Source organism: Piezobacter thermophilus, from assembly GCF_055386745.1.
The window spans coordinates 3233935-3258797 of sequence record NZ_AP042380.1 but is presented as its reverse complement, the minus strand read 5'-3'; the positions used below and the strand labels follow the sequence as shown (position 1 = coordinate 3258797).

The window sequence follows — 24863 nt, the reverse complement described above, 5'->3', positions numbered from 1 at the left end:
GCGATCTGGCGCAGATCATGCTGTCCAAGCCCTATGAGAAAGACCATGCCGAACACCGCCACCCTTTCGAAGCGTTTCCAGATCGCGATCCCGGAGGCGATCCGAGAGGCCCGGAACTGGGAACCCGGCCAGAGATTTGCCTTCATCCCGAAAGGCTCAGGCGTATTGCTGGTGCCAGTCCCTCGGAAGGCCGATCTCAAGGGGCTGGTGAAAGGAGCCCGAAACACGAATGGGCGTGATCGCGCGGACCGGTTCTGATTGCGCCGGCAGATCTCCGGGCCCACGGGAAAGGAAACGAGATGACCATGTTGCAAGCCCCGTCCCACCCGGGTGAGGTTCTGAAGGAACTGTATCTCGATGCGCTGGGCATGAGCGCGATTGCGCTGGCGAAGGAACTGCATGTGGCGCGCACTCGGATCGAACGGCTGGTCAAGGGCGAGACCGGGGTTTCGGCCGACACCGCCATGCGGCTGGCGAAGTTTTTCGGCACCACGCCGGAATACTGGCTGAACCTGCAGCGCGCCTGGGATCTAGCGCGGGCGCGCGAACAGGTGGACGTTTCAGACATCACCCCGCTCAACCTCGCTTGAGGCGATCCGTTCGTTGAGCTGGGCGACCATTGCCGCTTCGATCGCGGGCAGAAGCTCCGCAACCGCCACGCCTGGCACGCCCAGCGCAGATGCCAGAGCCAGTACCGCGCCCATGTCCCAGCCGATGATCCCGCCGGATGGGGCGACGCGCAGTTGCCCGCCAAGACGGCCAACCAGGTCCCAGACTTGGCAACCCTCAATTGTCCGCGGTGCATTCAGCCGTTGCGGGCAGTCCGGGCAGATACCTTGGCAGTTCCGGCAATATCCGTCGCCCCCGCCGAAGGACCACTCGGCGAGGGCGATGAGGCGTTTTTTTCCTGTTCCAGCAGCAGGCCTTTTGCGACATAGTCGGTCTGGAAGGCTTCAAACAGAGGCCAGAGGTCGAGGAGGGCGTCGATCGCCTCAGGGCTGACGGGGATGGGGTTTCCGTCTGCGTCGCCAACACCCTCCCAGTCGAGGATTGCGACCCGGGCCAAGGCGCTTGCGAAGGCCAGCGCGCTTTCCTCGTCCGAGGCATTCTCGGGCAGATCCTGCACCACCTGATCATTGCGGGCGGCCACCATCAGGGCGGTGGTCAAAGGCCGCAAGTGCAGCCGCACGCCGTGGCCAAGGTCCAGCCACGCGGGCTCATTGGAAAGATCGAGTTTCAGCATGATCAATAATTCGCCACCTGGTTCTTGAGGACGATTGTGCACATCTGCCCGGCCACGGAATCGTATGCCGCCTGCCAGTCGAAACTGGCCTGGATGCCTTGCGGACCCTGGATCTCCACCCGGGGACGCGGCAGGTAGACCGCATGCGCGGTGATGGTCAGGCTGACATTGGCGGAGATCGCCCATGAGAACTCCAAGGCGGCCGCCGTTCCGTTCAGCGCCTGGTCCATCAGCGTGTTGTCAGCGAAACGCACCTCGATCCGGCCCGTGAGCGCGGCAATGGATGGATCGGCACCATCGATGCGACCATCACTGCGGATGGTCTCGATGCGTTCCACGTTGTTGGAATAGGTGAAATCCGCCGAGACGATGTTGCCCAGCGCGGTGCCGTTGCGCTTGATCGCACCATTGAAGTGGCCGAAGCGCTGGAGCGCATAGGCCGTTGGCGTACCGGCCGCCGTGGCGGTGGCGACATTCTCGCCTTGGGCGACCAGCTTCACGTCCGCCGTCAACAGGCCGGAGCGCTGCATCTGCAGGCTCAACTGGTCCAGCACGCAGCCGGTGTACATGGCAAAACGCGGGATCTCGGGCATCGCCACCTCGATCGCCATGCTGGGCAGGTTCCACGAGCCCGACTTGAAGGTGTGGGTCTTGTTGGTGGTGCCGGTGGTAGTGGGCGACCCGAATGCCGCCTTCAGCCAGAAGCCGAAGGCCTCGGCGTCGAGCGGCACCTTGATGTCGCCGTCAGCCGTGACCGCATCCTTCAATGGGGCCAGCGGGTCGCGGCCATATCCAAGAAGCTCGGAGGCCAGCAGCGGCTGCTCGGCCCCCAGCGAGGCGCTGGCAAAGGGCATCTGCATGAAGCCGGATGTCGGCGCGGTGCCATAGGTGGTTTCAAACGCGGCCGCCAGTTGCGACCGCGCGCCTTGGGCGCGGGGCATGGGTCTTTCCTTTCGGTTGTCGATTCAGGTGAGCGGGTCGCTCGTCGTGTAGTGTAGCGTCACCGCGATCACCGCGGCCTTCAGCGCCTGTCCGCCCTCGACCGGCAGGTCGATCGGACGCGGCGCCTCGGTCTCGACCCAGTCGCAGAGGCCGCCCAGCGTGCGGTCGGCGGCGAGCGCGGCACCGATGGCAGCGGTCAGCGTGTCGAAAGCGGTGTCTCGGTCGGCAGGCATCTTGCCCTGCACAACCACTTCCAGCTCCGCCCGGTGTTCATAGTGGTAGCGCACCGGCGACAGTGTCACCTCGGGCTCCCCCGGCTCGCCGTCGCGCAAAATTACGAGGCCGCCCGCCGGAACCCGCTCGGGCAGCACCTCGCCGCGCAGGACGGTGGCGGGCACGGTTTGCAGGGCCGCCAGCAGCGCCTGCAGGATGGTTTCACGGGTTGATGGCATGATTTCCGCACCGGACCTTTCATTCGGCAGATGATCGTGTTAGGTATTACCTATAGATACCAGGGGGAATTCTTCACATGGGAGCCATCCGACCGATTGCCGTGAAGCTCGACCAGGACCTGCGCGACCGCCTGCAGCACCTGGCCGAAGCGCGCGACCGTTCCACCCACTGGTTGCTGCGCAAGGCGATCGAGCAGTTCGTCGAGCAAGAGGAAAAGCGCGAGGCGCTGCGCCAGGATGCCCTCAGGGCCTGGGCCGAATACCAGGAGACCGGCCTTCACGTCACCCATGACGAGGCCGGCGCATGGCTGGCACGGCTGGAAGCGGGCGAAGAGGCAAAGGCCCCTGAATGCCACGAGTGATCTGGACGCCTGCCGCGCTTGGCGACGTCGAACGGCTGCACGATTTCCTGAAGGACAAGAATCCGCTGGCCGCGCGCCGGGCAGTGCGCGCGATCCGCGAGGGGCTGAACCTGCTGGCCGAGCAGCCGCAGGTCGGCCGCCCGGTTGAGAACATGGAGCCGGAATTCCGCGAATGGCTGATCAGCTTTGGCGACAGCGGCTACATTGCGCTTTATCATTTCGACGGCGAGGACGCCGTCATCCTTGCCGTTCGCCATCAGCGGGAGGCCGGGTATTGAGTGCCGCTCCCTGGCTGTCCCGCGAAGCCCCCGTAAAGCTGTTGTCAACTTTCACCTTCGTTCCCACGCCCCGCCATATCCATGATGCGCGCCGGCAGATCACGTCGCCCATGCAGAAAATCCACGATGATGAACTGCTCAGGCTCGTCCACGAACACGATCAGGTGTTCCCCACAACGCGTGAACCGCAGACCCTCCGGCAGTCTCGGATCGATGACTTTCCGGCAGCTTTGCCAGGGGGCCTCGCCCCTTGCGATCGCTTCGCAGCGGTCGATCAGGTCAGCCTCATAGGCCTCGGCCTGGCGCGGGCCGAACGTCTCCAGCGTCCAGAGCGCAATATCAACCAGCGCCGCCTCGGCCTGCCGTGTCAGGCGCCAGGGCTTGCCGCTCATCGGCGGGATCGGGCTGCACGAAAGGCGCGCCGGACCGCTTCATCACCCGTGCCCTCGGCGAGGTCGCCGCGCCGGGCCTGTGCAAGGCCGGTTTCCAAGCGCGCGCGCAATGCGTCGAGTTGCGCTTCTTCATTTTCCAGAAGCCGCAGCCCCGCGCGCAGGGCCTCGCTGGCATTCTGGTAGCGCCCCGAGGCGACCAGGCGATCGACCAGCGCGGACTGGCTTTCGGTGAGGACGACGTTTCTCGTGGCCATGGTAAAATCTCCTTCATTGGCAATATATGCCAATTCGGAATCCAATTCCACCTCGACCTTACGAACGCCACCTTTCCACCACCAGCCCCGGCACCTTGCCTGCCACCTTCTCCACATCCCGCGCCAGATCAAGCCGCTTGCGCAGCTTGACCTGCGGCACCAGCAGGAAGATCGGCACGGTGGCGCGGCCCCGGCCGGTTTTCGAGCGCGACGCCACGCCGAGACCGCGCGTGTTCAGCCGCCCGTCAGCAACGAGCAAGCTGGGCCCGCGGCGCCGGTAGACAAACCTGAGCCGCATCCCCCGCCGCCTTTCCCATTCCCCCGGGGTCAATCGCGCCCCGCCACGTCCCTTGCCGGCGGCGGGCAACGGGATCGCCAGCCAGAAGCCATGCTTCGAGCGGATCAGCACGCCGCGGTCATGGGCCGAGACGATCTCGGGGGCGTTCGACCAGACAAACGCCGCTGCATCGAGGCTGTCGCCCTGTTGCGGATAGGTCCGGTTGCGAATGGTGCGCGGCAGGCGGTGACCCAGCCCTGCGCTCGTGATCTGCTGGCGCCATGCCTGTTTCAGCTCACCCCCGGCTTGCGTCATCGCCGCCTTCACGGCCCGCTCGCCGGCCTTCACCTCGGCCTGAAGCATGGCAACGGGATCCGGTTCGAAGCCGAGCTTCAGTTTCACGCCGCCGCCAGTTCCAGGGTCCAGAGCAGCCGATCCTGGTCCCGCTTCGGCTCGCCCTGGATGGCGAAATTCTCGACACCGATCGCAATCCCGTCCCCCGGTTTCGGGTTGGCCATCTCCGAGATGCGTACATCGATGATCGTGGTATCCGACAGGATCTGCGCCGCCCCGAAGCTGGTGACCTCATCCGGCGCCTTGCGGATCACGCGGACAGGCTGTGGCGCCCCACCGGCCGGATACCAGGTCGCGTCCACGCCGAGGTTCACGTCCTGGAACAGCGCATCCATGGCGGCAGCGAAGGCGTTCATCAGTTCGAACTGAACAGCCGCACGGCCAGGGCCGGGCGCTTGTTGACCGGGAGGATCGAGGCCTCGGTGAGGAGATCGATGCCGTCGCCGCGCTCGCGGGTCATCTGGCGGGCGTAAAGTTCCAGGCCGACGGTATTGGCGGTCTCGATCAGGTTGGCGGGCGCGCCATAGGTGGTGAAGGTGTCGATGGTGCCCATCGGGAAGGCAATGCCTTCGCCCGCCGGGATCAGCCGCTCGGTGGTGCCGTTCGAGAGTGTGACCGAGGCGTTGTATTCCTCGAACAGGATACCGGCGAAGGGGAAGGCGCGGCGCATGTCTTCACGGAGCGGCTGGGCGCCGGAGGCGTAGTACTGATACGCCGTTTCCACCGTCGCATGCCCGATCAGCTTGTCGAAGAACTCGGGGCTGACCAAGGCGCGCACCCCGGTCATGGTCTCGCCCTTCAGCTCGGTCTCGATCTGGCGCAGCACGGCGCGCACCTTCTGCTGCACCTTGGTCCCGGCGGTGCCGAGGACGAAGTCGGTCTGCTGCTGGGTGATCCCGAACTCGGTGAAGTAGTCGTAGAGCGTGGTGCCGGCCCCGTCCTTGACGATGCCGCGCAGCGCGTTGATCTCCATGTACTCGCGGGTCTGGGCGTGCTTGTTGCGCATGAGCGTCAGCTTCCGGGTCATGACTGCGAGCAGCGGGTCGGCATCGCTGCCCGAGCCGATCGCCCGCACCCCCTGGATGTCGGCGGGCAGGATCACGTCGTTGTGGGGGATCCACGGCACCGCGAAGGAGCGCATGGTGCGGCCCTCGCGGGTGCCGACGGTGGCGGGTGCACCGAGCGGCACCGAGGGCAGCAGCGACAGCACCCCTTCTCGGGCCTCGATGACCACGGTCCTTTGGGTGATCCCCTCGAAGCGGAACAGGCCGAGTTGCCCGAGCCTCGTGTAGATGTTGGGCAGGATGTTAATGGCGCGGGTCATTTCCGCGAGGGAATAACCGCCCGCGTCGAACGGGTTGATGATGGTGGGCATCAGATTTTCTCCGGATGGGAATGGGGAAGGGATCAGGCCGCATCGCGCGGCACGATCCCGGCGGCGGCCAGCTGGCCTTGCTTGGTGGCGATCTTGGCGGCGGTGCCGACCGTGGCATCAAAGTTCAGCTGGGCCTTCGAGACGATCACCGGGCCGCGCGCGACGATCAGCCCCACAGCATCGGCAGCGGTGGCATCGACAGCTTCGATCAGCACGGCGACGGCAACTTGCGATCCATCGGTGCCGGTATCGGGCGAGAGCTTGTACTTGCCGCTGGCGGTGATTTTCCCGAGCACAGCGCCGAGGGGGTAGTTGGTGCCGGCCAGCAGGGTAACGGTCTCGCGGCAGTAATCGGGGTTTTCCTCGTACTTGAGGAGGTCGCCCATGGAGGGCGGCTGGGTGAGAACGGGCATGGTGGGGGTCCTTCATCTGCAAGTGTTCAGGTGGTGGTACCGGCGGCGGCAGCTTTCGCGGCCGCAATCAGCGGGCTTTCCTTTGGTGCCGGTTCGTCCAATGGCGGGGCGATGGAGGCAACGATGGTGGCATCCGTGGTCTTCGCCAATTGTTCCAGCACGGCACGGCGCAGGGCATCGGGTTGCGTGCCGGCACGAACGGCTTCGGCCGCATCGATGGTGAGGCCAAGCCTGCTGGCCTGGGCTGCGATCTCGGCAATCTCGGCGGCCTGTTCGCGGATCTGCGCGGCCGGATCGGGTGCTGGTGTGGTGGTCGGGGGTGCCGAAGGGGTCACCGTGGAGGGCCCGGCAGCCGGGCGCATTGCCGGAGCCGGCACGGGAACCGGTTCTTCTGCCGGGTTGGCCGCCTCGGGCGTCGCCCCCATCTCGGCCGCAACCGTTCCTGCCTCCGTCGTTTCCTCCGATGCCTGCGCCGCCGGTTTCGCATCAGTCTTGCCTTTCACTGCCATGGTGTCGGTCCTTTCCTCGTTGAGAGATTTCCGTGTGGGGGTTCTGGTGAGTGGTGAAGCATCAATCGCGGCCAGCAGGCCGGCATGCGCGCCTTCCAGTGTGGCAATGCCGTCGGCCAGCCCGGCCGCGACAGCATTCTGGCCGCGGTAGATGGCGGCTTCGGTGGCAGCGATGGATTCCGGCTTCATGCCCCGGGCCCGGGCCACATTGGCAACCAGCCGGGCATAGAGATCGTCGACGTCAGCCTGGATGTCGGCCAGCGCCTCGGGCGTCAGGGGAATGTGCGGATTGCCGTCCACCTTCTTCGCCCCGGCATGGATCAGGGTGTATTTGCGGCCCTCCGCCTGGTCGTGCCCGCTCTGGTCCACGTGCACGGCTATGACTCCGACCGAGCCGACCTCTCCGGTTTGCGTGACCAGCAGGCGGTCCGCCACCGAGGCAATGGCATAGCTGGCGGACAACGCCTGTTCCCGGGCAATGGCCCAGAGCGGCTTGCCGGTCTCGGCCTTCAGCGCCACAAGGCGATCGACGAGATCGAACAGCCCCGCGACCTCGCCGCCCGGGCTGTCGATCTCCATCAGCACTGCGCGGGTGCCGGGCTCAGTGAAGGCGGCCTCGGCCGCGGCGGCAATGTCGTCGTAGCTGGCAATCCCGAACATTGCTGTCAGCCAGTCGCCGCGCTGGACCAGGGGGCCGAGAACGGGCAGATGCCCAATCCCGCCCTCGGTCATCTGCCAGCCAAGGCCGGCAGTTTGCGGCGCCGGCGTTTCGCCCAGAAGCGCGTCCACAGCGCGCGGTGCCAGTGCCAGCGGGCGGGCGGCCAGCCTGCGGGAAAGCATGTCGGGTCGGGTCATGGGCTTGAAGTTTCCGTCGTGTTGGCCGGTGGATCGCTCGGGGCATCGACCAGTTGCGCCGCGCCTTGCGCGGGTGAGCCGGGGCGGCGGAAGTCGAGGCCAAGTTCGGCCTCGCGCGCCCGGTCGGCGGCGATCTCCGCATCCACCCGGTCGGCGTCGTATCCACGCTGGGCCATGGCCATGGAGCGGCTCTTGAGACCCGCCTCGATCTCGGCCACCTCCGCCGAGATGTCCTTCAGCGGATCGACCCAGTCCCATTTCGGCGGTAGCCAGTCGGATTTCAGCCAGGCGCGGCGGTTGGCAGCAAAGTCCGGCAGGTCCAGCGCACCGGCCATCACCGCGGTATCCATCCAGCGGGCCCAGACCGGTTTGCACAGCTGGTGGATCAGCACCCGGTGCTGCCAGGCCGAGAGCCGACGGCGGAACTCGATGATCGACAGGCGCGAGTTGGCGAAGTTGGCTTTCGCAAGGTCGTTGGACACATAGGAATACGGCACACCCAGCGCCGCCGAGACCTGCAGAAGGGTGCGGTACTGGAACGGCTCGTAGGTCGGCCCGCTGTCGGGGGGCGAGGGCGTGTCGATCGCCTCACCCGGATCGAGCCGCACCACCTGGCCCGGCTCCACCGCCAGCGGCTCGTCGGGCGAGTCCAGCGGCGCGTCCACCTGTGGCGAGGTCACGAACAGCGCAAACATCGAGCTGACCTTCTTTCGCTCGAGCTCGGCGTCGTCGTACTGATCGAGGAAGAACAGCTTGACGATGGCGGGGGCAAAGCGCGACACGCCGCGCACCTGCCCGGCCTCCACCGGGTCGATCACGTGGATCACTTCCGACGCCGGCACGCGGACCTTCTCGACGGGGGTGTTGGTATCCGTCACGTCCCCCGGATGCCGGCGCAGGAAGTGATAGGCGATACGCCGCCCGATGGGGTCGAACTCCACCCCCTGCCGGATCATGCCGCCCCCAGGTACATCGCGGTTGTCGTCAAGCGGCAGCATCTCGGCCGGGATCATCTGCAGCTGCAGCGGCACCGACAGGCCGTCCTGCGGCAACCTCGGGCGAAAGCGGAAGAACACTTCGCCCGCCAGGAACAGCTCCCGCGCGGCGCGGCGCTGCAGCCCGTAGACGTCGGTCAGGCCTTCGGCGTCTGCCTCGGCCACCCATTCCTGCCAGAGGGACTGGATCGCGGCCTTGCCCGCCTCGTCCTCCACCTTCGAGGTCGGCTTCACCCCGTCGCCCACGGCATTGCCGGTCCAGCTTTCAAGCGCATTCAAAGCATAGCCGTTGTTGCGAACGAGCCACCGCGCCCGCGCCGTGATCGTCGGGCCGGCCTGCGCGATCAGCGTGTTCACATGCGCACGGCTGGCCTGGAAGCGCAGCAGGCGGCGGCCCTGCAGCCCCGCCTCGAAGCCGCCGATGAAGGCACCGATGCGTTTGCGCAGGCCGGTCATCACCGCCATCTCAGAGCCCCTTGGAGGCGGTGACGCGGGTCACGCGACGGTGGGGATTGGTGCCGGTTTCGGCCGCGATCCTCGCTTCCAGGTCGGCAATCGCGCGCGCCATCTCGGCGTCACTGCCATAGGTCACGGTCTTGCCGTCATAGCTCGTGGAACGCACGCCGCGAAAGCGCGCTGCCAGCAGCGCATCCAGCTGCGTCTGCATCTCTGCAAGGGTCATTGCTTACCTCATGATCTTCGGCGTATAGACCCGCCGCTGGCGCCGCGGGGTGCGCGACCCGCCAGATGAACCGGCTTGCCTGATGGGTCAGCATTTATTACCTTTGTGGAATGCAAGAGGGTTTCTTTTCCGCATTCATGATGTTTGCCTTCGTGGCTTCGGCCACGCCGGGGCCGAACAACCTGATGGTCATGGCGTCCGGCACGAATTTCGGCCTCGTTCGAACGGTGCCCCATATTCTGGGTATTGCCTTCGGTTTCGCGGTGATGTTGCTGCTGGTGGGCACCGGCCTCATGCAGGTCTTTGCCGCGTTTCCCGGGCTCTATGGCATTCTCAAGGCTGTCAGCATCGCCTACCTGTTGTGGCTTGCATGGAAGATCGCCACGGCAAGCGCGCCGAGCGAGGATGGGGCTACAGATCGCCCCCTTGGTTTTCTTCAGGCTGCCGCCTTTCAGTGGGTGAACCCCAAGGCATGGACCATAGCCACCTCTGCCATCGCGGCTTTTGTTCCCGATGGCGACATGTTTGGCATCCTGATGGCAGCCCTCATTTTCGGGGCGATGTCCCCATTCATCACCGCGACCTGGACGCTGGCGGGCAGCTTCATCCGCGGGTTGCTGAGCAACCCCGTGCGCCTTGCGCTGTTCAACTATACGATGGCAGCGCTTCTTCTGTTGTCCCTCCTGGTGACGCTCCGCAGCTGACCGGCGAATGCGCTACCTCATCATGTTCGGCGTATAGACCCGCCGCTTGCGCCGCGGGGTGCGCGGCTGGCCGGCGGTCGGTTCGGGCGGGCTTTCCGGAACCGGGGTGGAATCCGCCGCGCCCACGACCTCTTCCTCCCGGGCAATCCCCACCTGCGCCTCCAGCGATTGCCAGGTGCTTTCCGGCCAGCGGTCGGCCCCGAACAGCCAGGCGGCGGCGCGGGCGTAGACGCGGCAGTCCAGCGCCTCATTGCGCTCGCGCATCTTCTGCCATTCCATCTTCGCAAAGCCCCGCCGATCACGCCGGGTCACCAGTTGCTCGGCGGTCAGCTGCTTCAGCCATTCGGAATCCACCCAGTCGGGGAGGTGAACGAAGCCCGGGGGATCGGCGGCGCCCTGTTTCCGTTCCTCGGACGTCGGCCGGCGCAGGCGCAGGAACCGATAGGTCTCGGCCTTGAATGTGGCGGTGGCAATGGTCCAGAGTTTTGCCCCGCGCCGGATCCGCTTGCCGCCCTCGGTGGCGTCCACGAATGTCGGCCCGGTCACGGGGCTTGCCCGGTTGAAGCCCTCGACACCCTTCACCGGGGCCACCTGCGCGCCGGTCTGCTGGCGCGCCCAGCTATAGACGGCGGCGGATTCATACCCCGTATCGATCGCCAACTTGCCGATCTGCATCTGCGCGCCGTTTTCGTGCTGCCAGGTCCGGCCAAGAAGGCTCGACAATTCTTCCCAAGCCCCGGGATCGGCCGGCCCGCCCTCGATCACGATGTGATCAACCAGCCAGCTTTCCAGGCCCCGCCCCCAGGCCCAGATGTCGATTTCCAGGCGGTCCTTCTGCACATCGGCCCCGGCGGTCAGAAACAGGCCCCGCGCCGGCACCGTGCCTGCCGCCCAGCGCGCGCGCCGCTCGTAGAGCCGCTGCCAGTCGGGCGCCTCGCCGCTTTCGGCCCAGGTCTCGCCCAGGATGGTGTTCTTCAATGTCTTCAAGGCGGAATCGTTGCCCTTTGCCTCTTCCCATTTCCGGGCAATCGCGGCCCAACTCAGCCAGCCCAGCGGCGAGTAGAGGCCGTTGATGTGGAACCCGACAATGCCGGCGGCTTCTGCCTTCTTCCTGGTTTCTTCATCGGCCGTGGGCTGCCAGCAGGCACCCTGCTCCTCGGCCATCATCTGCGTCTTGAACCGTTCCTCGATTTCCGCTTCGCAGTGTTCGCAGATGTAAATGGCCGTTTCCGGCTTGCCCTTTTCCCAGCGCAGGCGCTCGAACTTCAGCCATTGCAGGCCGCCGCAATGGGGGCACGGCACAAAGTACCGGCGCTGGTCCGAGAGCTGGAACTCCCGCTCGATCCGGCTGAGCCCGGTGACTGTCGGGGTGGAGGCGAGGAAGATCTTCGCGCGATGCCCGAAGCTGTTGGTGCGGGCCTCGGCCAGCTGCACCGGGTCGCCCTCGCCATCGACATCGCCCGGATAGGCATCGACCTCGTCCATGAACACCCAGCGCGCGGGCATCGAGCGCAGGCCCACGGCCGAGTTCGCCCCGGTCAGGATCAGCTGCCCGCCGGGAAAGCGTTTTGCCAGAACCGTGTTGCCGCTGTCGCGTGAGCGCGACGGGCTGACCAGGTCGCGCAGCGCCGGGCTGTCCTCGATCAACGGATCGATGCGCTGTTGCGACAGGCGCTTGGCCAGGTCCACCGTCGGCTGCACCGCCAGCATCGGCCCCGGCGCGCGGTGGATGCAAAACCCGATCCAGTTGTTGCCGCCCTCGGTCGCGCCGACCTGGGCGGGTTTCATGAAGATGACGCGTCGCGCGGGATTGCTCGGGCTGAGCGCATCCATGATCCCCCGCATGTAGGGTGTGCGCGCGGTGCGATAGGGGCCGGCTTCCGAGGCTGCACGGGATGACAATATCCGGTGTCGGTCGGCCCACTCGGAAACCGTCAGGGCCGGATCTGGCGCAAGGCCCTTCAGCCAGGCGGCCCTGATCCCGTTCGTGCCATCCCCGTCATCCGAGCTCAATCTCGATCTCCGCCAGCTCCGCGAGGTGCCGGCGGAGGTGGTGCTCCAGCACCTGCTCCATCAGATGGGCGTCCACCCCCAGTTCGGCCGCCATGTCAGCGGCAACCCTGGGCGGCCAGTTCATCCAGGCGTCGCGCTCGCGCCGGGCAAGATCGAAGACAAGTGCAGTGGCCTTGGCCCGGTCCACCAGCTCGCCCTTCATCTTCTGCAAACGCAACCTTGCGGTCTGGGCCTTCAGCACCTCGTTGGCCATGCGGGCGCGCAGGAACGACATCTCGCCGCCCGGGGCAGCGGTGCCCGCCTCGCGCAGGGTGTCATCGACCGCCTTGATGGCCGCGCGGGGGACAGGCTTGCCGGATACGTGCCGCCTCGATGGGTCGGTTTGCGCCTCCCACTGCCGGTCGGCCTTCACCGGGTCGATGGTACCATCCTTCTCCAGCGTGATGCGGCCCGTGGCAATGGCCTTGCGTACTGCCTTTTCGCTGACGCCCCGGTGCTGGGCGTAGGCGCGACGAGAAAGTCCCATGGGAATCCTCCGCTCATGATGCAATCAGCACGGCGCGGATAACGCCATGATATTGCTGCGATTGTCGTTGATGCGCGCGGCGCGCCGATCAAACGTGATGGTATTCGATGGCCCATTGACTGGAGGTTGCCGTGCCAAATCTCACCGATACCCAATCCCTCATTCTGTCCCGTGCGTCCCAGCGCGATGACCGAATTGCCCTGCCGCTGCCGGGGCGCCTGCGTGGGGCGGCCGCGAAGAAGGTGGTCGCGCCGCTGATCGAACGCGGCCTGCTGACCGAGATCGATGCCGATCCCCGCAAGCGTGGCGCGCTCTGGCGCCAGCGGCAGGATGGGTCCTTTGCCACGCTCGCCATCACCAATGCCGGGCTTGAGGCCATCGGCATCGAGATTGACCCGCCCCGGCCGGAACCGCCCGCTGACCCGGCGCCGGACTGCCCGGCCTCGCGCAAGGGTACAAAACAGGCCATGCTGATCGAGATGCTGCGCGCCAAGGATGGCGCCACCCTCGACGAGATCACCGCGGCAACCGGCTGGTTGAAACACACCGCACGTGGTGTGATCTCGGGCCAGCTGAAAAAGCGGCTGGGACTGAACGTGGTGACCGACGCCGATGCCCGGCGCGGGCGGGTTTACCGCATCGTCGATTGACTGCCCGCTGCTGGATACGCTCGATTGTAATCGATGGCCTCAAGATAAAGTCATGATATTGCTGCGATTATAGTGGATAGACGCGCCCGGACGATCAATCCTGTGGGCACGAAACGACACACCACGGAGACCGCCCCATGCACAGCCAGATCCACACCGTCACCGACCTGATGACCGCTGCTGCTGAGGCCCTGCGCGAAGGGGATCAGGCGACCCTCATGGATCTCATCGAGATCAGCGCCAACTGGCTGCAGCCTGACGCCGAGGCCGACGCCCAGCGCGCCATGCTGGAGGCGATGATCGAGGCCATCGACAACATCCCCGACCGAGGGTGAGGCCTGCCCTCAGCAGGTGGTATCGCGCGACAGTTCCGGCGGGCGGCCCAGCAACAGGCGCAGATTGCGCTTGATCAGGTTGGTTTAGACCAAGAAAAAGGGAGACGCATAAGGTCTCAGCGCCCGCCCCTTGTTTTTCCGCAAGGATTACCTACATCACATGTGCCCCGGGGCATTGGACCCGGATGACCAGTGTTAAGGACCGCAAGCGCGAGTTGCGCCAGCGGGCGGCGTGTTGGCGTGATCCAGGTCATGTCGCATCCTTCCATGCACATCGTGGTGACACTATACCACACTAGGTTATCTCGTACCGGAGGGTGCAAAATGCATCTGTTGATGGGAGCAAGGTTAAATAGCCCGGGCATTTGACGAACGGAGTCGCCATGCCCGGGCTTTACCAACCAACCGAGAGTGAGTTTGATCCATCAATTGATGATTTCGTTCTTCGGGCCCTCTCGAAAGAGCGGCGATACAAGCACTTTGATCTGCCACTATCAGACACCCAACGAAAACTGACAGTCGATTTTTCCCAAGAAGTGAAACCGCACCGTTTCCTGCCGCTACTTGGTTTCACCGATGAGGCGAGAAAGTATATACGCGATGGAAATGGCAATCGGTTCCTCAAGGTCAAAAAACGACCTATTCGCTATGCCAGCCATGCAGATGCGGCCTATCTCCAAGCTTATGCCGAATACCTCAATCCTTACTACGAGAAGGCACTTGCCAATGATGGAACAGCTGGGGCGGTTCTCGCCTACCGAAAAGGCGGCGGGACGAACATTCATCACGCAAAAGCCTTGTTCGAGGAGATCGCCAAACGCGGAAATTGTACCGTCATAGCCATGGACATTTCTGGCTTCTTCGATTGCTTGGAGCACTCAATGTTGCGTGATGAAATCGCCGGGCTACTTGGGAGAAAGCGGCTTGACGGGCACCACGCAACCGTGTGGAAGAACATTACTAGGTATTCATGGGTGGAAACCGAGGATCTGGACACACTGTTGGGGAAAAAACGCGCTAGGCGCGGTCGTGTCTGCACTCCTGCCGACTTCAACATGCACGTCAGAGGCCGGAAAGCCGGACTGGTCCGAACTCATGATCTACCTTTCGGAATCCCCCAAGGCACACCCGTTTCCGGGTTGTACGCGAACATCTACCTCCGCACCTTCGACCGAGAGCTGACAGATATATGCAACCGATATGGTGGGTCGTATCGTCGATACTCAGACGACATCGCCGTAATTCTTCCCCTCGGCGTCAAAGTCGAACACGTAGTCGCAATCGTGGAGAAGATGCTAGCAGACTTTGGCCTGGCGATGTCGGTGGACAAGACAGAGTATGCTCATTTCCGTAAGGGCCGTCTCATTTCTTCGAAACCCATCCAGTATCTAGGATTTACCTTTGACGGCAGCAAAACCCTTATCCGTCCATCTTCTCTGGACGCCTATAGACGCAAGATGCGCCGCGGCATTCACGCCAAACTGGTTGCAGCCAAAGCAAAGGGCATCCCACCAGACAAAGTTTTCAAACGCGAGGTGCTCAGCCGTTACACGCATCTCGGCAAGCGACGGAACTTCTTGAAATACGCCTACAAGGCAGCGGACGTCATGAGAAGTCACGAGATCAGACAGCAGGTCAAGCCTCACATGACGTGGTTCAAGCGTACTTGGGAACGAGAAATCGACAAGGTATTTTTCGGGCAGTAGGGTACCTTACTGGTCGAATAATCATCGCCTCAGCGCGGGTTCTCGGCCACATCGGCAAAGGTCTGGCCGGTCTCCTCCAGCACCGCCTGGCGCCCCGTTGCCTCCTGCCAGCGTTTGATTGCCACATCCACGAAGGCAGGCTGAAGCTCCATCGCGTAAACCTTCCGGCCCATGACCTGCCCCCCGCCAACGCCCGCATTTTGAAGTAGAGTCTGCCCGATCAGAAAGGAGCAGACGAATGCGAAAGAGCCGTTTTACGGAGGCGCAAATCATTGCGATGATCAAGGAACAGGAGGCCGGAATGCCGACGGTGGAGGTTTGTCGCCGGCATGGGCTGAGCCCGGCGACGTTCTACAAGTACAAGTCGAAATACGGCGGCATGGGGCTTTCGGACGTGAAGCGCCTGAAGATGCTTGAGGACGAGAATGCCAAGCTCAAGCGCCTGTTGGCCGATGCGATGCTGGACAACGCGGTCCTGAAGGATCTCCTGGGAAAGAACTGACGACGCCGAGCGCGCGGCGTGATGCAGCGCTGCGGGCGATGCGGGATCATGGCATCTCGCAGCGCCGGGCCTGCAGGCTGGTCGGTGTCGATCCCAAGACGGTCCGGCGCGAACGCCCGCCGGACCATCCGGAGATCCGCGAAGCGATGAAGCAGATTGCGGGCAAGCGCCGCCGTTTCGGTTACCGACGGATCGGCGTGTTGCTCGAACGCAAGGGAATGATCATGAACCACAAGAAACTCTATCGCCTGTATCGCGAAGAAGGGTTGTCGGTGAAACGGCGGCGCGGGCGCAAGCGCGCCAGAGGCTCGAGGACGCCAATGCCCGAGGCGATCAGGCCAAACCAGCGATGGAGCCTGGACTTTGTCTCCGACACGTTTGGTGCTTCGCGTCGGTTCCGCATCCTGGCGGTGATCGACGATTGCTGTCGCGAGAACCTCTGCCTGGTTGCCGACACCAGCATCTCGGGCGCGCGTGTGGCGCGCGAGCTTGATGCTCTTGTCCGCCTCCATGGCAAGCCTGAAAGCATTGTTTCTGACAATGGGACCGAGTTCACCAGTCGGGCGATCCTCAAATGGGCGGACGACAATGACGTCGACTGGCATTACATCGATCCTGGCAAGCCTCAGCAAAATGCCTTCATCGAGTCGTTCAATGGCAGCCTGCGTGACGAGCTTCTGAACGAGGAGCTGTTCGATACTCTCGATGACGCCCGCCGAAAACTGGCCCTGTGGCGCTATGATTATAACAACGTCAGGCCCCACTCATCGCTGGGGAACCAGACGCCGGCCCAAGCGCGCCGGACGCTTGAGCGACCCAAAGGCTCCGCGCCCGGCGCGCTTGCCCAAACCGAAACCGCAGATTATGAAAACCAAACCCGCAGACTCTCGTTATGAATGAGGGACCATTGGGGGGCAGGTCACTAGAAACGCCCCTTGCGACGTATTCTGATTGGTGCGCCGCGGCCCGCCAAACTGGACATCTCCCGCAGGTGCTCTCAATCTTGGCGCTTCTGAAGCTTAGCATCGCAGGACGGAGCTGACGATTCCGTTGAGAGATACACCCTTTGGGCGATATGGAGTCATTTTCGACAAGCTTACCGCCATTCATCCAGCCAGTGAGCCACCAATTGATCGGCCTATCCACGGACTGGTTCAGGCGCTTGAGGCCCAAGCTCATTGATAAAGCGGCTTGCGAGCAACACAGCATCTCCGTAATCCTGTCGCGCTGGTTGAATGCCGGCACGCCGAGCGTCACCGTAGGGCATCCTTTGAGCGTATGTCAGAATCAGCGTTCCGGACTTACCCTCCCCCGGTACCGCTTTAACTCGTGTGATGCCTACGTAGAATAGCCGTCGTTGTTCTTCGATGTATTCCGCCACCTGTTGCACTGCCATACCGTCTTCGGGCCGACGGGGCAGCAAGCCCTCGACGCACCCACACACAATTGTAACCGGCGCGCTCAGCCCTTTGCTCTTGTGCAAACTCATAATGCGAACGTAGTCGACGTTCGTTGGAATCTCGGGTTGGGTTACCGCAGTCAGCAATTCGGCTACAAAATCGGTTCGATTTATGTCAGGATTACCTTCGAGCACTTGCAACGACAAGGTCCGTATTTCCCGCGTCTCGGCTTGGCCGTCAGGGAACAGGCCGTCGATGAGAGTGTTGAGATCAGGAACGGTCTCTAGAGTATCAAGTTCGGCACACAGGTCGCGGAAGGCCTGAACGATATTGTCGGTGTATCGCAATGTCAGGATACCGTCGCGCAACTGTTCCAGCACGGCCCACGGCGTATCCCCCGTGGCTTCACAGCGCTCCCGGACGCGGCGATAGCCAGCAGCGTTCCACGTGTCGCTGTCAACTCCGACGAGCCATCGTAACGCCACCCGGTCCCCTCTATCGTCGAGCAGCTTTAGCAATGCGAACGCTCGTTGTGCATCCAAACTATTCAGCTCGGCTTCTGTATACTCAGACCGGGCGGCGACACCGGCGCCCGCAATCGCCTCGAAAATCGGCGTGCCAACGGCCTTGCTCTGAGCAAGTACCAGGATGTCGCCTGGAGGAACCCCATCGGCGACGAATTGTGACACCAGTTGCGAGACGCCCCCAACTTCGGCATCGAGGGTTCCGTACTGGATGATTCTCACATCACCAACACCATTCGCTGGCATCGGATTGAGCTGGCGACGCTCTGGGCGGTTACCATTGTGTGCGATCAGCGAACGCGCCATCTCTACAACGCGAGTTGGGCACCGGCGACAATCTTCGAGGCCAATGTCGGCGGCGTCCGGGTTGTCGTTTATCCACTCACGGATGCCATCGGGATGAGCGTGCTTGAAACTGTAAATCGACTGATCATCATCGCCGACAATACAGACATCAGCAGTGGTCGACAGCAGACGGATGACGCCCTGCTCAGCTTTGTTCAGGTCCTGATACTCATCAACGAGGATGTGCGAATATTCGCTCCTTTCATTTGCTGCCGGATTCGCCGAAAGGAAGTCATAAAACAACGGGACGACTTCGCCGATGAGCATCGCTTCATGGAAGCGAAGCCACGCCAACAACTCTGCTTGGAATGCTGCGTCTTCCGCTACCACGGCGTGGCCAGGCTCCTCCTGCTGAAGGCGAGCCCACGCCGCTTCATATGCTAATTGGAGTTTTCGAACTACACGCTTACCACGACCATTGCGCATTAGGTCCGCAATCATCGGTTCAACTTCGAATTGGTTTAGCGGGCGGGCGTGACGACCCGTCGCTGCCAGGACGGCCTGGCGCGATAGGCGGCGGAGACAAAGGCGGTGGAGAGTTGTTCCTTCCAGTTCGTCGCAACCGGGAACATCCATTCCAACCAATTCGCGGTGCAAGTCTTCCGCTGCAACTCTAGTGAACGTAACCGGGAGAATTCGACTCGGCGCGACACCTTCTTCTAGAAGACGCGCGACACGGCGCTTCATTGCGAACGACTTGCCCGTACCCGGACCGGCGACGACCCGAACGCGATTATTTGTTTCAGATGCAATCTGGTACGCAGGGGTGCCCGGTGTCAGGCCCTGATGCCATGCCATTACTATACCTCAAGAAATACCTCTTCCTGCTAGTATGGAGAACCCGACGTTCCGTTTCAACCTTCAACCACGGGCGGAAAATCCAGTTTGGCCGTGCATCGGCATGCGCAGCTAGATCCGGCAATCTCGGGCGCTGACCCAACTTACGGGATGTGCTGGCGAAAAATGGAGTAGCCGCCGGGATATCCGCTTTTCGAAATCTCGCGGCCTGAAACAGCCTACGGCGAACTTCCTGTTCCTGCCCAATCCCGAAATTGATGCGGTGATAGAATCTACCGCCAACGTAGCGCCAACGGCTCTGTGCAAATCGAACCACCTGTTCCGCCTTTGTTTGCGGTTTGTTGCGGTCGAATGCGGGAAATGTTCTCGCGCGAAAATGTTCCGATTTTCGCCGTAAGCCTTTGATATATATGGGGTATTTTGTTGGTTGCGGGGGTAGGATTTGAACCTACGACCTTCAGGTTATGAGCCTGACGAGCTACCGGGCTGCTCCACCCCGCGCCAATGCCGGTTAGGTAATACCATTGGACGGCAGGCTCAACCCCGAAATTCGAAAAAATTTACCCCCTACGCCCGCCTGTCCACCAGAGAGGCGATGCCCAGAACCTCAAGCACCTTCGCCTCCACATGCCGCGCAGTCAGGCCGGCCGCGTCATACATGTCCTCAGGGGACGCCTGATCAATGAACCGATCCGGCAAGACCATCGAACGAAATTTCAACCCCGCGTCAAACACCCCTTCTTCGGCCAGAAACTGCGCAACATGGCTGCCGAAACCGCCAATGGCACCCTCCTCGATGGTGATCAGAGCCTCATGCCCGGCCGCCAGCCGCAGGACCAGCTCGCGATCCAGCGGCTTGGCAAAGCGCGCATCCGCCACGGTCGGAGAAATGCCGCGCGCCGCAAGGGCCTCGGCGGCGCGGATCACCTCGGCCAGCCGCGTGCCCAGCGAAAGAACCGCCACGCGCGCGCCTTCTCGGATCATCCTGCCCCGGCCGATCGGCAGCACCTCGCCCCGCTCGGGCAGGTCCACGCCCACCCCTTCGCCGCGCGGATAGCGAAAGGCGATCGGACCCTCGTCATGGGCCGCGGCGGTAGCCACCATGTGAACCAGCTCGGCCTCGTCGGCGGCGGCCATCACCACCATCCCCGGCAGGTTGGAAAGAAAGGCGATGTCGAAGGCACCGGCGTGGGTCGGCCCATCCGCCCCAACCAGCCCGGCGCGGTCAATGGCGAAACGCACCGGAAGGCCCTGAACCGCCACGTCATGCACCACCTGGTCGTAGCCGCGCTGAAGAAAGGTCGAATACATGGCACAGAAAGGCCGCAACCCGCCTGCCGCCAACGCCGCGCAGAACGTGACTCCGTGCTGTTCGGCGATGGACACGTCGAAACAGCGCGAGGGGAAGCGTTCCGCCATCAGGTTCAGCCCGGTCCCGTCCGGCATCGCCGCAGTGACGGCGACGATGCGGTCATCCTCGGCCGCCAGCCTGACCAGCGTCTCGCCGAACACCCGCGTATAGGTGGGCGCGTTCGACGGGGTCTTCTTCTGCTCGCCCGTCACCACGTCGAACTTCGCGGTGGCGTGGCCGCGGTCGCGGGCGCTTTCGGCCGGGGCATAGCCCTTGCCCTTTTTCGTCAGCACATGGATCAGGATCGGCCCGCTCGCGCGTGCCTTGACCGTGCGCAGCACCGGCAGCAGCTGGTCGAGGTCATGCCCGTCGATCGGCCCGACATAGGAAAAGCCCAGCTCCTCGAACAGCGTGCCGCCGATGGTCATGCCCTTGAGCATCTCCTTGGCGCGCCGGGCCCCTTCGCGGAAGGGCTCGGGCAGCAGCGACACCGCCCCCTTGGCGGCGGCCTTCAGCTCCTGATAGGGCGCGCCGGCATAAAGCCGCGACAGATAGGAGGACAGCGCCCCGACAGGCGGGGCGATGCTCATCTCGTTGTCGTTGAGGATGACGATCAGCCGCTTCTTCAGATGTCCGGCATTGTTCATCGCCTCGAAGGCCATGCCGGCGCTCATCGCCCCGTCACCGATCACCGCGACGGCATCGCCCAGCCCCTCGGGCACCACCCCGCCCAGGTCGCGCGCCACGGCAAAGCCCAGCGCCGCGCTGATCGAGGTCGAGGAATGTCCCGCCCCGAACGGGTCGTAGACGCTCTCGGCGCGCTTGGTGAAGCCCGACAGGCCGCCCTTCTGGCGCAGGGTGCGGATACGATCGCGCCGGCCGGTCAGGATCTTGTGCGGATAGCACTGGTGGCCAACATCCCAGATGATCTTGTCGCGCGGGGCATCGAAGACCGCGTGCAGGGCCACGGTCAGCTCCACCACGCCCAGCCCCGCGCCCAGATGCCCGCCGGTCTGCGACACCGCGGCAATGGTCTCGGCGCGCAGCTCCTGCGCCAGCTGCGCCAGCTGCGCATCGGTAAACTGCTTGAGATCGGCCGGGCTGTGCACCCGGTCCAGCAGTGGCGTGTTCGGTCGGTCGGGCATCCGCGCCCCTCCTCGGGCGGCAGGGTTCAGCTTTCGCGCGAGATAACGAAGCGCGCCGCCTGCCGCAAGCTTTCCGCCTTCGGGCCATAGACGTCAAGCGCGGCACAGGCCTCGTCCACAAGTTCTGCCGCCCGCGCCCGGGCCGGCTCCAGCCCAAGCAGGGACACGAAAGTGGCCTTGCCGGCGCGCGCATCCTTCCGCAGCCGCTTGCCGGCCTTCGCCGTATCGCCCTCAACATCCAGGATATCGTCGGCAATCTGAAAGGCCAGCCCCAGCGCCCGGGCATAAGCCGCCAGCGGCGCCAGCTCGGCCCGGGCCAGCCGCGCCCCGGCACAGGCCGCCCAGCAGATCAGCGCCCCGGTCTTGCCCGCCTGCAATGCGGTGACCTGCTCCAGCGTCAGCGGCGCCGGCGCCCCTTCGGCGGCCATGTCCAGCGCCTGGCCCAGCACCATTCCCCGCGCCCCGGCCGCGCGCGCCAGCGACAGCGCCAGATCGGCACGCACGGCAGCCGGTCCGTTTTCGGGATGTGTCGCCATCTCAAAGGCCAGAGCCTGCAACGCGTCACCCACCAGAACCGCCGTCGCCTCGTCCCATTTCACATGCACAGTGGGGCGGCCGCGGCGCAGATCGTCGTCATCCATGCAGGGCAGATCGTCGTGGACCAGCGAATAGGCATGCATGGCCTCGATGGCCGCCGCCGGCCAGATCGCACGCCCCTCGCCGATGCCATGCAGCCGCGCGCCCTCCAGCACCAGAAACCCGCGCAACCGCTTGCCGCCCCGCAGCGCATGGGCCATGCCGCGGGTCACGGGCAGATCGTCGAGTTCCGCCAGAACCCGGTCGAAATGCGCCTGGATCCGAGCCGCATCCGCGGCCAGCCGCTGCCGCAACATTCACAACCCTTCGACAGGCCTGGCCCCGGTGGGGTTCCCATCCGCATCCAGCGTGATCGCCGCGACCTTCTCCTCGGCGCGGGCCAGTTCCTCCTCGCACCGCTTCTTCAACGCGGCACCGCGTTCATAAAGCGCGATCGACTTGTCCAGGGCCACATCGCCCCGCTCCAGCTGGCCGACCACCGCCTCCAGCTCGGCCATTGCCTCTTCGAAACTCATCTCGCTGACGGGTTTTTCGCTCATCTCGCCGCCTTCACCAGTTCTTCCACATGCGCCCGCGCGCTCTCGCTCAGCGCTTTCAGATCATACCCGCCCTCCAGAGTCGAGACGATACGCCCGCCGCACAGTTCATCCGCCAGCTCGCAGATCGAGGCAGTGATCCACCGGTAATCCTCGGTCTGCCAGTTCAGTTCCGCCAGCGGATCGTCGGCATGCGCATCGAAGCCGGCCGATACCAGGATCAGACCCGGCCGAAAGGCGCGCACCCGGTCAAGGGCCTGCGCCCAGGCCTCGCGCATCTCGGCCCCGCCGCTTTGCGGGGCAAGCGGCATGTTCAGCACATTGCCATGCGGCCCGGTATCCTCGGCCCGCCCCGTGCCCGGCCACAGCGGCGCCTGATGGCTGGAGACGAACAGCACGCGCGGATCCTCCTGTAACAAGGCCTGCGTCCCGTTGCCGTGATGCACGTCGAAATCCAGAACCGCCACCCGGCCCAGCCCCCGCGCCTCCAGCGCATGCCCCGCCGCAATCGCCACATTCCCCAGCAGGCAGAACCCCATCGGCGTCTCGGCCTCGGCATGATGCCCCGGCGGGCGAACCGCGCAAAAGGCATTCGCCGCATCGCCGTCCAGAACCATGTCCACGGCCCGCACCGCCGCCCCCGCGGCCCGAAATGCCGCATCCAGCGTGCCCGGAGACATCCACGTATCCGCATCCAGCCGGGCAAAGCCCTCATCCGGCGCCTGACGCCGCAACGCATCCAGATACCGCGCGGGATGCATCCTCAGAATCTCCTCCTCCGCGACCACCGGCGCCGTCACCCGGTTTACCTCCAACGGCTCCAGCGCATGCAGCACATGCTCCAGCCGCGCCACCCGTTCGGGATGCACCCCCGGCGTGACATGACCCAGGCAATCGGCATGGGTGACCAACGCTGTATTCATCCCCGCGCCCTCTTCCTCTTGCTCCAAATACTCCCGCCGGAGGCACGGCCCGGAACGGGCCGTTCCCGGGCTCAGTCCGGGGCCAGCATGTAGCCTTCCCCGCGCACCGTCTGCAGATAGCGCGGCTGCCTGGGATCCGGTTCGATCTTGCGCCGCAGACGGGTGATCTGCACATCGACCGCCCGTTCCTGCGCCTGCCCCCGATCGCGGCCCAGCTCCTCCACCAGCCGGGCGCGGCTCACCGGTTCGTTCGGGCAGGCGGAAAAGATCCGCATCAACTGGCTTTCCGTTCCCGTCAGCCGGATCGGCTCGTCCCCGCGCCACATCTCGCCCCGCTCGATGTCATAGCGGATCTGCCCCAGATGCAGGATCTTCGGCACACTGTCCTGCGCCGAGGTATCGGGTACCCGGCGAAGGATCGCGTTGATGCGCAGCAGCAACTCCTTCGGCTCGAACGGCTTGGGCAGGTAGTCGTCAGCCCCGGCCTCCAGCCCGGCAATCCGGTTCTCGGTCTCGCCCCGTGCGGTCAGCAGCAGGATCGGCGTGCTCCGGGTTTCGCGCAGGCTGCGGGTCAGCGACAGCCCGTCCTCGCCCGGCATCATCACATCCAGAACGATCAGATCGAAATCCAGCCCGGCCAGCAACCGCCGCGCATGTTCGGCATCGCGCGCGGCCGTGACCAGAAAACCGTTCCGTATCAGGAACTTCTTCAGAAGCTCGCGGATCCTTTCATCATCATCCACGATCAGAAGATGCGAATCCAACGCCCCCATCACGCACCGTCCTTCAGCCGGTTGTAGGCGCGGCGCATGTCTGCATCCATCATCGCCTCGAGCACCTTGCGAAAACCCACCACCGCCTCGGGCCCGGCTTCGCGATAGGCGGCGCGCATCCGGGCGCGCTGGGCATCCGACAACCGTGATTCAAGCGCCCGCCCGGCCTCGGTCAGATACAGGTGACGCTCGCGCCGATCTGCCGTGCCGACCCGGCTTTCCACCAGCCCGTCGGCAATCAGCGTCCGCAGCACCCGGTTGAGCGACTGCTTGGTCACGCCGAGGATCGACAGAAGGTTGTTGACCGTGGTGCCCGGCGCGCGGTTGATGAAATGGATCGCCCGGTGATGCGCCCGGCCATAATGCATGTCGGCCAGAATCCGGTCCGGGTCGGCGGTGAAGCCGCGATAGGCGAAGAACATCGCCTCGATCCCCTGCCTGAGCTGCTCGTCGGTCAGGTAGAGCAGGCTTTCGCCTCCGTAAACCGGCGCCGCGCGTCCGTCCGACATCTCTTGCCCCTTTCCGTTTGACACAGTTTACGTCAGCCTTGTTGACATTCCAAGTGCGAAGAGTTATCGAATCGCAGTTTTCGCGCAAGATTATGACCGCATCGGCCATAACGAGCGCAACAATCGGAAAGGCGCGCGTGACA

The 24863-nt window shown here is 64.1% G+C and carries 32 protein-coding genes and 1 tRNA gene; 9 read left to right on the top strand and 24 right to left on the bottom strand.

What is annotated here, in order from left to right; all coding sequences use genetic code 11:
* Positions 1-45: 45 nt before the first annotated feature.
* Complete coding sequence (locus ACZ5CM_RS15850) at positions 46-258, top strand: AbrB/MazE/SpoVT family DNA-binding domain-containing protein (RefSeq protein WP_464640096.1); 213 nt, start codon at positions 46-48, stop codon at positions 256-258.
* A 41-nt stretch (positions 259-299) separates the two neighbouring features.
* Complete coding sequence (locus tag ACZ5CM_RS15845) at positions 300-590, top strand: HigA family addiction module antitoxin (RefSeq protein ID WP_464640094.1); 291 nt, start codon at positions 300-302, stop codon at positions 588-590.
* Here ACZ5CM_RS15845 and ACZ5CM_RS15840 read toward each other — a convergent pair.
* The 4 genes from ACZ5CM_RS15840 to ACZ5CM_RS15825 all read right to left on the bottom strand — a co-directional run bounded on the left by ACZ5CM_RS15840 (position 561) and on the right by ACZ5CM_RS15825 (position 2637).
* Positions 561-704: a DUF7697 family protein gene (locus ACZ5CM_RS15840; protein WP_464640092.1), complete on the bottom strand. Its 144-nt coding sequence runs from the start codon at positions 702-704 to the stop codon at positions 561-563. The two genes, ACZ5CM_RS15845 and ACZ5CM_RS15840, sit on opposite strands and share 30 nt — an antisense overlap.
* Before the next feature lie 101 nt (positions 705-805).
* Positions 806-1243: a hypothetical protein gene (locus ACZ5CM_RS15835; protein ID WP_464640090.1), complete on the bottom strand. Its 438-nt coding sequence runs from the start codon at positions 1241-1243 to the stop codon at positions 806-808.
* Between the two features lie 2 nt (positions 1244-1245).
* Positions 1246-2184, bottom strand: coding sequence for a phage tail tube protein (locus ACZ5CM_RS15830; RefSeq protein ID WP_464640089.1), 939 nt, complete (start codon positions 2182-2184; stop codon positions 1246-1248).
* 24 nt (positions 2185-2208) lie between these two features.
* Entirely contained in the window at positions 2209-2637 is a 429-nt protein-coding gene (locus ACZ5CM_RS15825) for an acyl-CoA transferase (protein WP_464640087.1), read from the bottom strand.
* Between the two features lie 77 nt (positions 2638-2714).
* Here ACZ5CM_RS15825 and ACZ5CM_RS15820 point away from each other — a divergent pair, with 77 nt between their 5' ends.
* A complete protein-coding gene (locus ACZ5CM_RS15820) occupies positions 2715-2999 on the top strand; it encodes a CopG family ribbon-helix-helix protein (RefSeq protein WP_464640085.1) in 285 nt (94 codons plus the stop codon).
* Entirely contained in the window at positions 2987-3277 is a 291-nt protein-coding gene (locus tag ACZ5CM_RS15815) for a type II toxin-antitoxin system RelE/ParE family toxin (RefSeq protein WP_464640083.1), read from the top strand. The genes ACZ5CM_RS15820 and ACZ5CM_RS15815 overlap by 13 nt, the downstream gene beginning before the upstream one ends.
* 44 nt (positions 3278-3321) lie before the next feature.
* Here the strand turns inward: ACZ5CM_RS15815 and ACZ5CM_RS15810 are convergent, their stop codons facing one another.
* From ACZ5CM_RS15810 to ACZ5CM_RS15770, 9 genes are all read right to left on the bottom strand, one after another.
* A complete protein-coding gene (locus tag ACZ5CM_RS15810) occupies positions 3322-3669 on the bottom strand; it encodes a type II toxin-antitoxin system RelE/ParE family toxin (RefSeq protein WP_464640082.1) in 348 nt (115 codons plus the stop codon).
* Complete coding sequence (locus tag ACZ5CM_RS15805) at positions 3666-3923, bottom strand: type II toxin-antitoxin system ParD family antitoxin (RefSeq protein ID WP_464640080.1); 258 nt, start codon at positions 3921-3923, stop codon at positions 3666-3668. Before ACZ5CM_RS15805 ends, ACZ5CM_RS15810 begins: the two co-directional genes overlap by 4 nt.
* 58 nt (positions 3924-3981) lie before the next feature.
* Entirely contained in the window at positions 3982-4602 is a 621-nt protein-coding gene (locus tag ACZ5CM_RS15800; RefSeq protein ID WP_464640078.1) for a DUF6441 family protein, read from the bottom strand.
* Entirely contained in the window at positions 4599-4910 is a 312-nt protein-coding gene (locus ACZ5CM_RS15795) for a head-tail joining protein (protein WP_464640076.1), read from the bottom strand. The genes ACZ5CM_RS15800 and ACZ5CM_RS15795 overlap by 4 nt, the downstream gene beginning before the upstream one ends.
* Positions 4910-5929 (bottom strand): major capsid protein, encoded by a 1020-nt coding sequence (locus ACZ5CM_RS15790; RefSeq protein ID WP_464640075.1) that lies wholly within the window; start codon positions 5927-5929, stop codon positions 4910-4912. The genes ACZ5CM_RS15795 and ACZ5CM_RS15790 overlap by 1 nt, the downstream gene beginning before the upstream one ends.
* 32 nt (positions 5930-5961) lie before the next feature.
* Positions 5962-6342 (bottom strand): head decoration protein, encoded by a 381-nt coding sequence (locus ACZ5CM_RS15785; RefSeq protein WP_464640073.1) that lies wholly within the window; start codon positions 6340-6342, stop codon positions 5962-5964.
* A 26-nt stretch (positions 6343-6368) separates the two neighbouring features.
* On the bottom strand, positions 6369-7640 hold the full coding sequence (locus tag ACZ5CM_RS15780) for a S49 family peptidase (protein ID WP_464640071.1): 1272 nt from the start codon (positions 7638-7640) through the stop codon (positions 6369-6371).
* Between the two features lie 62 nt (positions 7641-7702).
* On the bottom strand, positions 7703-9166 hold the full coding sequence (locus ACZ5CM_RS15775) for a phage portal protein (protein ID WP_464640069.1): 1464 nt from the start codon (positions 9164-9166) through the stop codon (positions 7703-7705).
* A 1-nt stretch (position 9167) separates the two neighbouring features.
* The gene (locus ACZ5CM_RS15770) at positions 9168-9383 is read right to left on the bottom strand and encodes a phage head-tail joining protein (RefSeq protein ID WP_464640067.1); all 216 of its coding nucleotides are present in this window, start codon (positions 9381-9383) and stop codon (positions 9168-9170) included.
* A gap of 110 nt (positions 9384-9493) precedes the next feature.
* Here ACZ5CM_RS15770 and ACZ5CM_RS15765 point away from each other — a divergent pair, with 110 nt between their 5' ends.
* Positions 9494-10087: a LysE family translocator gene (locus tag ACZ5CM_RS15765; RefSeq protein WP_464640065.1), complete on the top strand. Its 594-nt coding sequence runs from the start codon at positions 9494-9496 to the stop codon at positions 10085-10087.
* 12 nt (positions 10088-10099) lie between these two features.
* On the opposite strand, the gene ACZ5CM_RS15760 is transcribed toward ACZ5CM_RS15765, so the two are convergent.
* Positions 10100-12100 carry a phage terminase large subunit family protein gene (locus ACZ5CM_RS15760; RefSeq protein WP_464640064.1) on the bottom strand — a complete coding sequence of 667 codons (2001 nt, stop codon included), beginning with the start codon at positions 12098-12100 and terminating at the stop codon, positions 10100-10102.
* The gene (locus ACZ5CM_RS15755) at positions 12087-12626 is read right to left on the bottom strand and encodes an elements of external origin (RefSeq protein ID WP_464640062.1); all 540 of its coding nucleotides are present in this window, start codon (positions 12624-12626) and stop codon (positions 12087-12089) included. Before ACZ5CM_RS15755 ends, ACZ5CM_RS15760 begins: the two co-directional genes overlap by 14 nt.
* A 131-nt stretch (positions 12627-12757) precedes the next feature.
* Here ACZ5CM_RS15755 and ACZ5CM_RS15750 point away from each other — a divergent pair, with 131 nt between their 5' ends.
* The 3 genes from ACZ5CM_RS15750 (at position 12758) to drt2 (ending at position 15317) form a co-directional block, all read left to right on the top strand.
* The gene (locus ACZ5CM_RS15750; RefSeq protein WP_464640060.1) at positions 12758-13276 is read left to right on the top strand and encodes a DUF3489 domain-containing protein; all 519 of its coding nucleotides are present in this window, start codon (positions 12758-12760) and stop codon (positions 13274-13276) included.
* A 137-nt stretch (positions 13277-13413) separates the two neighbouring features.
* Complete coding sequence (locus ACZ5CM_RS15745) at positions 13414-13611, top strand: hypothetical protein (RefSeq protein WP_464640059.1); 198 nt, start codon at positions 13414-13416, stop codon at positions 13609-13611.
* Between the two features lie 383 nt (positions 13612-13994).
* A complete protein-coding gene (gene drt2 / locus ACZ5CM_RS15740; RefSeq protein WP_464640057.1) occupies positions 13995-15317 on the top strand; it encodes an antiviral reverse transcriptase Drt2 in 1323 nt (440 codons plus the stop codon).
* A gap of 29 nt (positions 15318-15346) precedes the next feature.
* Here drt2 and ACZ5CM_RS15735 read toward each other — a convergent pair whose 3' ends face one another.
* Positions 15347-15490, bottom strand: coding sequence for a hypothetical protein (locus tag ACZ5CM_RS15735; protein WP_464640055.1), 144 nt, complete (start codon positions 15488-15490; stop codon positions 15347-15349).
* Between the two features lie 65 nt (positions 15491-15555).
* Between ACZ5CM_RS15735 and ACZ5CM_RS15730 the strand changes: the two genes are divergently transcribed.
* A protein-coding gene (locus ACZ5CM_RS15730; RefSeq protein WP_464637742.1) for an IS3 family transposase occupies positions 15556-16715 on the top strand; the annotation gives its coding sequence in 2 pieces (ribosomal slippage) (positions 15556-15805 and positions 15805-16715; 1161 coding nt in all).
* Between the two features lie 242 nt (positions 16716-16957).
* On the opposite strand, the gene ACZ5CM_RS15725 is transcribed toward ACZ5CM_RS15730, so the two are convergent.
* The 8 genes from ACZ5CM_RS15725 to ACZ5CM_RS15690 all read right to left on the bottom strand — a co-directional run bounded on the left by ACZ5CM_RS15725 (position 16958) and on the right by ACZ5CM_RS15690 (position 24720).
* Positions 16958-18886 carry an ATP-dependent helicase gene (locus tag ACZ5CM_RS15725; RefSeq protein WP_464640054.1) on the bottom strand — a complete coding sequence of 643 codons (1929 nt, stop codon included), beginning with the start codon at positions 18884-18886 and terminating at the stop codon, positions 16958-16960.
* Between the two features lie 424 nt (positions 18887-19310).
* Positions 19311-19387 (bottom strand) — tRNA-Met (locus ACZ5CM_RS15720).
* 66 nt (positions 19388-19453) lie between these two features.
* On the bottom strand, positions 19454-21382 hold the full coding sequence (gene dxs / locus ACZ5CM_RS15715) for a 1-deoxy-D-xylulose-5-phosphate synthase (RefSeq protein WP_464640052.1): 1929 nt from the start codon (positions 21380-21382) through the stop codon (positions 19454-19456).
* A 26-nt stretch (positions 21383-21408) separates the two neighbouring features.
* Complete coding sequence (locus tag ACZ5CM_RS15710) at positions 21409-22275, bottom strand: polyprenyl synthetase family protein (protein ID WP_464640050.1); 867 nt, start codon at positions 22273-22275, stop codon at positions 21409-21411.
* Complete coding sequence (locus ACZ5CM_RS15705; protein WP_464640048.1) at positions 22276-22518, bottom strand: exodeoxyribonuclease VII small subunit; 243 nt, start codon at positions 22516-22518, stop codon at positions 22276-22278.
* On the bottom strand, positions 22515-23438 hold the full coding sequence (locus tag ACZ5CM_RS15700) for a histone deacetylase family protein (protein WP_464640046.1): 924 nt from the start codon (positions 23436-23438) through the stop codon (positions 22515-22517). Before ACZ5CM_RS15700 ends, ACZ5CM_RS15705 begins: the two co-directional genes overlap by 4 nt.
* Positions 23439-23509: 71 nt before the next feature.
* The gene (locus ACZ5CM_RS15695) at positions 23510-24211 is read right to left on the bottom strand and encodes a response regulator (protein WP_464640045.1); all 702 of its coding nucleotides are present in this window, start codon (positions 24209-24211) and stop codon (positions 23510-23512) included.
* Positions 24211-24720, bottom strand: coding sequence for a MarR family winged helix-turn-helix transcriptional regulator (locus ACZ5CM_RS15690; protein ID WP_464640043.1), 510 nt, complete (start codon positions 24718-24720; stop codon positions 24211-24213). Before ACZ5CM_RS15690 ends, ACZ5CM_RS15695 begins: the two co-directional genes overlap by 1 nt.
* Positions 24721-24863: the final 143 nt, after the last annotated feature.

Excerpts from the sequence above, each read along its gene's own strand:
- ACZ5CM_RS15845 (WP_464640094.1), top strand. The coding sequence starts at position 300 with ATGACCATGTTGCAAGCCCCGTCCCACCCGGGTGAGGTTCTGAAGGAA.
- ACZ5CM_RS15700 (WP_464640046.1), bottom strand. The coding sequence starts at position 23,438 with ATGAATACAGCGTTGGTCACCCATGCCGATTGCCTGGGTCATGTCACG.
- ACZ5CM_RS15830 (WP_464640089.1), bottom strand. The coding sequence starts at position 2,184 with ATGCCCCGCGCCCAAGGCGCGCGGTCGCAACTGGCGGCCGCGTTTGAA.
- ACZ5CM_RS15695 (WP_464640045.1), bottom strand. The coding sequence starts at position 24,211 with ATGGGGGCGTTGGATTCGCATCTTCTGATCGTGGATGATGATGAAAGG.
- ACZ5CM_RS15775 (WP_464640069.1), bottom strand. The coding sequence starts at position 9,166 with ATGGCGGTGATGACCGGCCTGCGCAAACGCATCGGTGCCTTCATCGGC.
- ACZ5CM_RS15705 (WP_464640048.1), bottom strand. The coding sequence starts at position 22,518 with ATGAGCGAAAAACCCGTCAGCGAGATGAGTTTCGAAGAGGCAATGGCC.
- ACZ5CM_RS15755 (WP_464640062.1), bottom strand. The coding sequence starts at position 12,626 with ATGGGACTTTCTCGTCGCGCCTACGCCCAGCACCGGGGCGTCAGCGAA.
- ACZ5CM_RS15810 (WP_464640082.1), bottom strand. The coding sequence starts at position 3,669 with ATGAGCGGCAAGCCCTGGCGCCTGACACGGCAGGCCGAGGCGGCGCTG.
- ACZ5CM_RS15725 (WP_464640054.1), bottom strand. The coding sequence starts at position 18,886 with ATGGCATGGCATCAGGGCCTGACACCGGGCACCCCTGCGTACCAGATT.
- ACZ5CM_RS15770 (WP_464640067.1), bottom strand. The coding sequence starts at position 9,383 with ATGACCCTTGCAGAGATGCAGACGCAGCTGGATGCGCTGCTGGCAGCG.
- ACZ5CM_RS15710 (WP_464640050.1), bottom strand. The coding sequence starts at position 22,275 with ATGTTGCGGCAGCGGCTGGCCGCGGATGCGGCTCGGATCCAGGCGCAT.
- ACZ5CM_RS15790 (WP_464640075.1), bottom strand. The coding sequence starts at position 5,929 with ATGCCCACCATCATCAACCCGTTCGACGCGGGCGGTTATTCCCTCGCG.
- ACZ5CM_RS15745 (WP_464640059.1), top strand. The coding sequence starts at position 13,414 with ATGCACAGCCAGATCCACACCGTCACCGACCTGATGACCGCTGCTGCT.
- ACZ5CM_RS15690 (WP_464640043.1), bottom strand. The coding sequence starts at position 24,720 with ATGTCGGACGGACGCGCGGCGCCGGTTTACGGAGGCGAAAGCCTGCTC.
- ACZ5CM_RS15735 (WP_464640055.1), bottom strand. The coding sequence starts at position 15,490 with ATGGGCCGGAAGGTTTACGCGATGGAGCTTCAGCCTGCCTTCGTGGAT.
- ACZ5CM_RS15765 (WP_464640065.1), top strand. The coding sequence starts at position 9,494 with ATGCAAGAGGGTTTCTTTTCCGCATTCATGATGTTTGCCTTCGTGGCT.
- drt2 (WP_464640057.1), top strand. The coding sequence starts at position 13,995 with ATGCCCGGGCTTTACCAACCAACCGAGAGTGAGTTTGATCCATCAATT.
- ACZ5CM_RS15820 (WP_464640085.1), top strand. The coding sequence starts at position 2,715 with ATGGGAGCCATCCGACCGATTGCCGTGAAGCTCGACCAGGACCTGCGC.
- ACZ5CM_RS15850 (WP_464640096.1), top strand. The coding sequence starts at position 46 with ATGCCGAACACCGCCACCCTTTCGAAGCGTTTCCAGATCGCGATCCCG.
- ACZ5CM_RS15840 (WP_464640092.1), bottom strand. The coding sequence starts at position 704 with ATGGGCGCGGTACTGGCTCTGGCATCTGCGCTGGGCGTGCCAGGCGTG.
- ACZ5CM_RS15825 (WP_464640087.1), bottom strand. The coding sequence starts at position 2,637 with ATGCCATCAACCCGTGAAACCATCCTGCAGGCGCTGCTGGCGGCCCTG.
- ACZ5CM_RS15795 (WP_464640076.1), bottom strand. The coding sequence starts at position 4,910 with ATGAACGCCTTCGCTGCCGCCATGGATGCGCTGTTCCAGGACGTGAAC.
- ACZ5CM_RS15805 (WP_464640080.1), bottom strand. The coding sequence starts at position 3,923 with ATGGCCACGAGAAACGTCGTCCTCACCGAAAGCCAGTCCGCGCTGGTC.
- ACZ5CM_RS15835 (WP_464640090.1), bottom strand. The coding sequence starts at position 1,243 with ATGCTGAAACTCGATCTTTCCAATGAGCCCGCGTGGCTGGACCTTGGC.
- ACZ5CM_RS15815 (WP_464640083.1), top strand. The coding sequence starts at position 2,987 with ATGCCACGAGTGATCTGGACGCCTGCCGCGCTTGGCGACGTCGAACGG.
- ACZ5CM_RS15785 (WP_464640073.1), bottom strand. The coding sequence starts at position 6,342 with ATGCCCGTTCTCACCCAGCCGCCCTCCATGGGCGACCTCCTCAAGTAC.
- dxs (WP_464640052.1), bottom strand. The coding sequence starts at position 21,382 with ATGCCCGACCGACCGAACACGCCACTGCTGGACCGGGTGCACAGCCCG.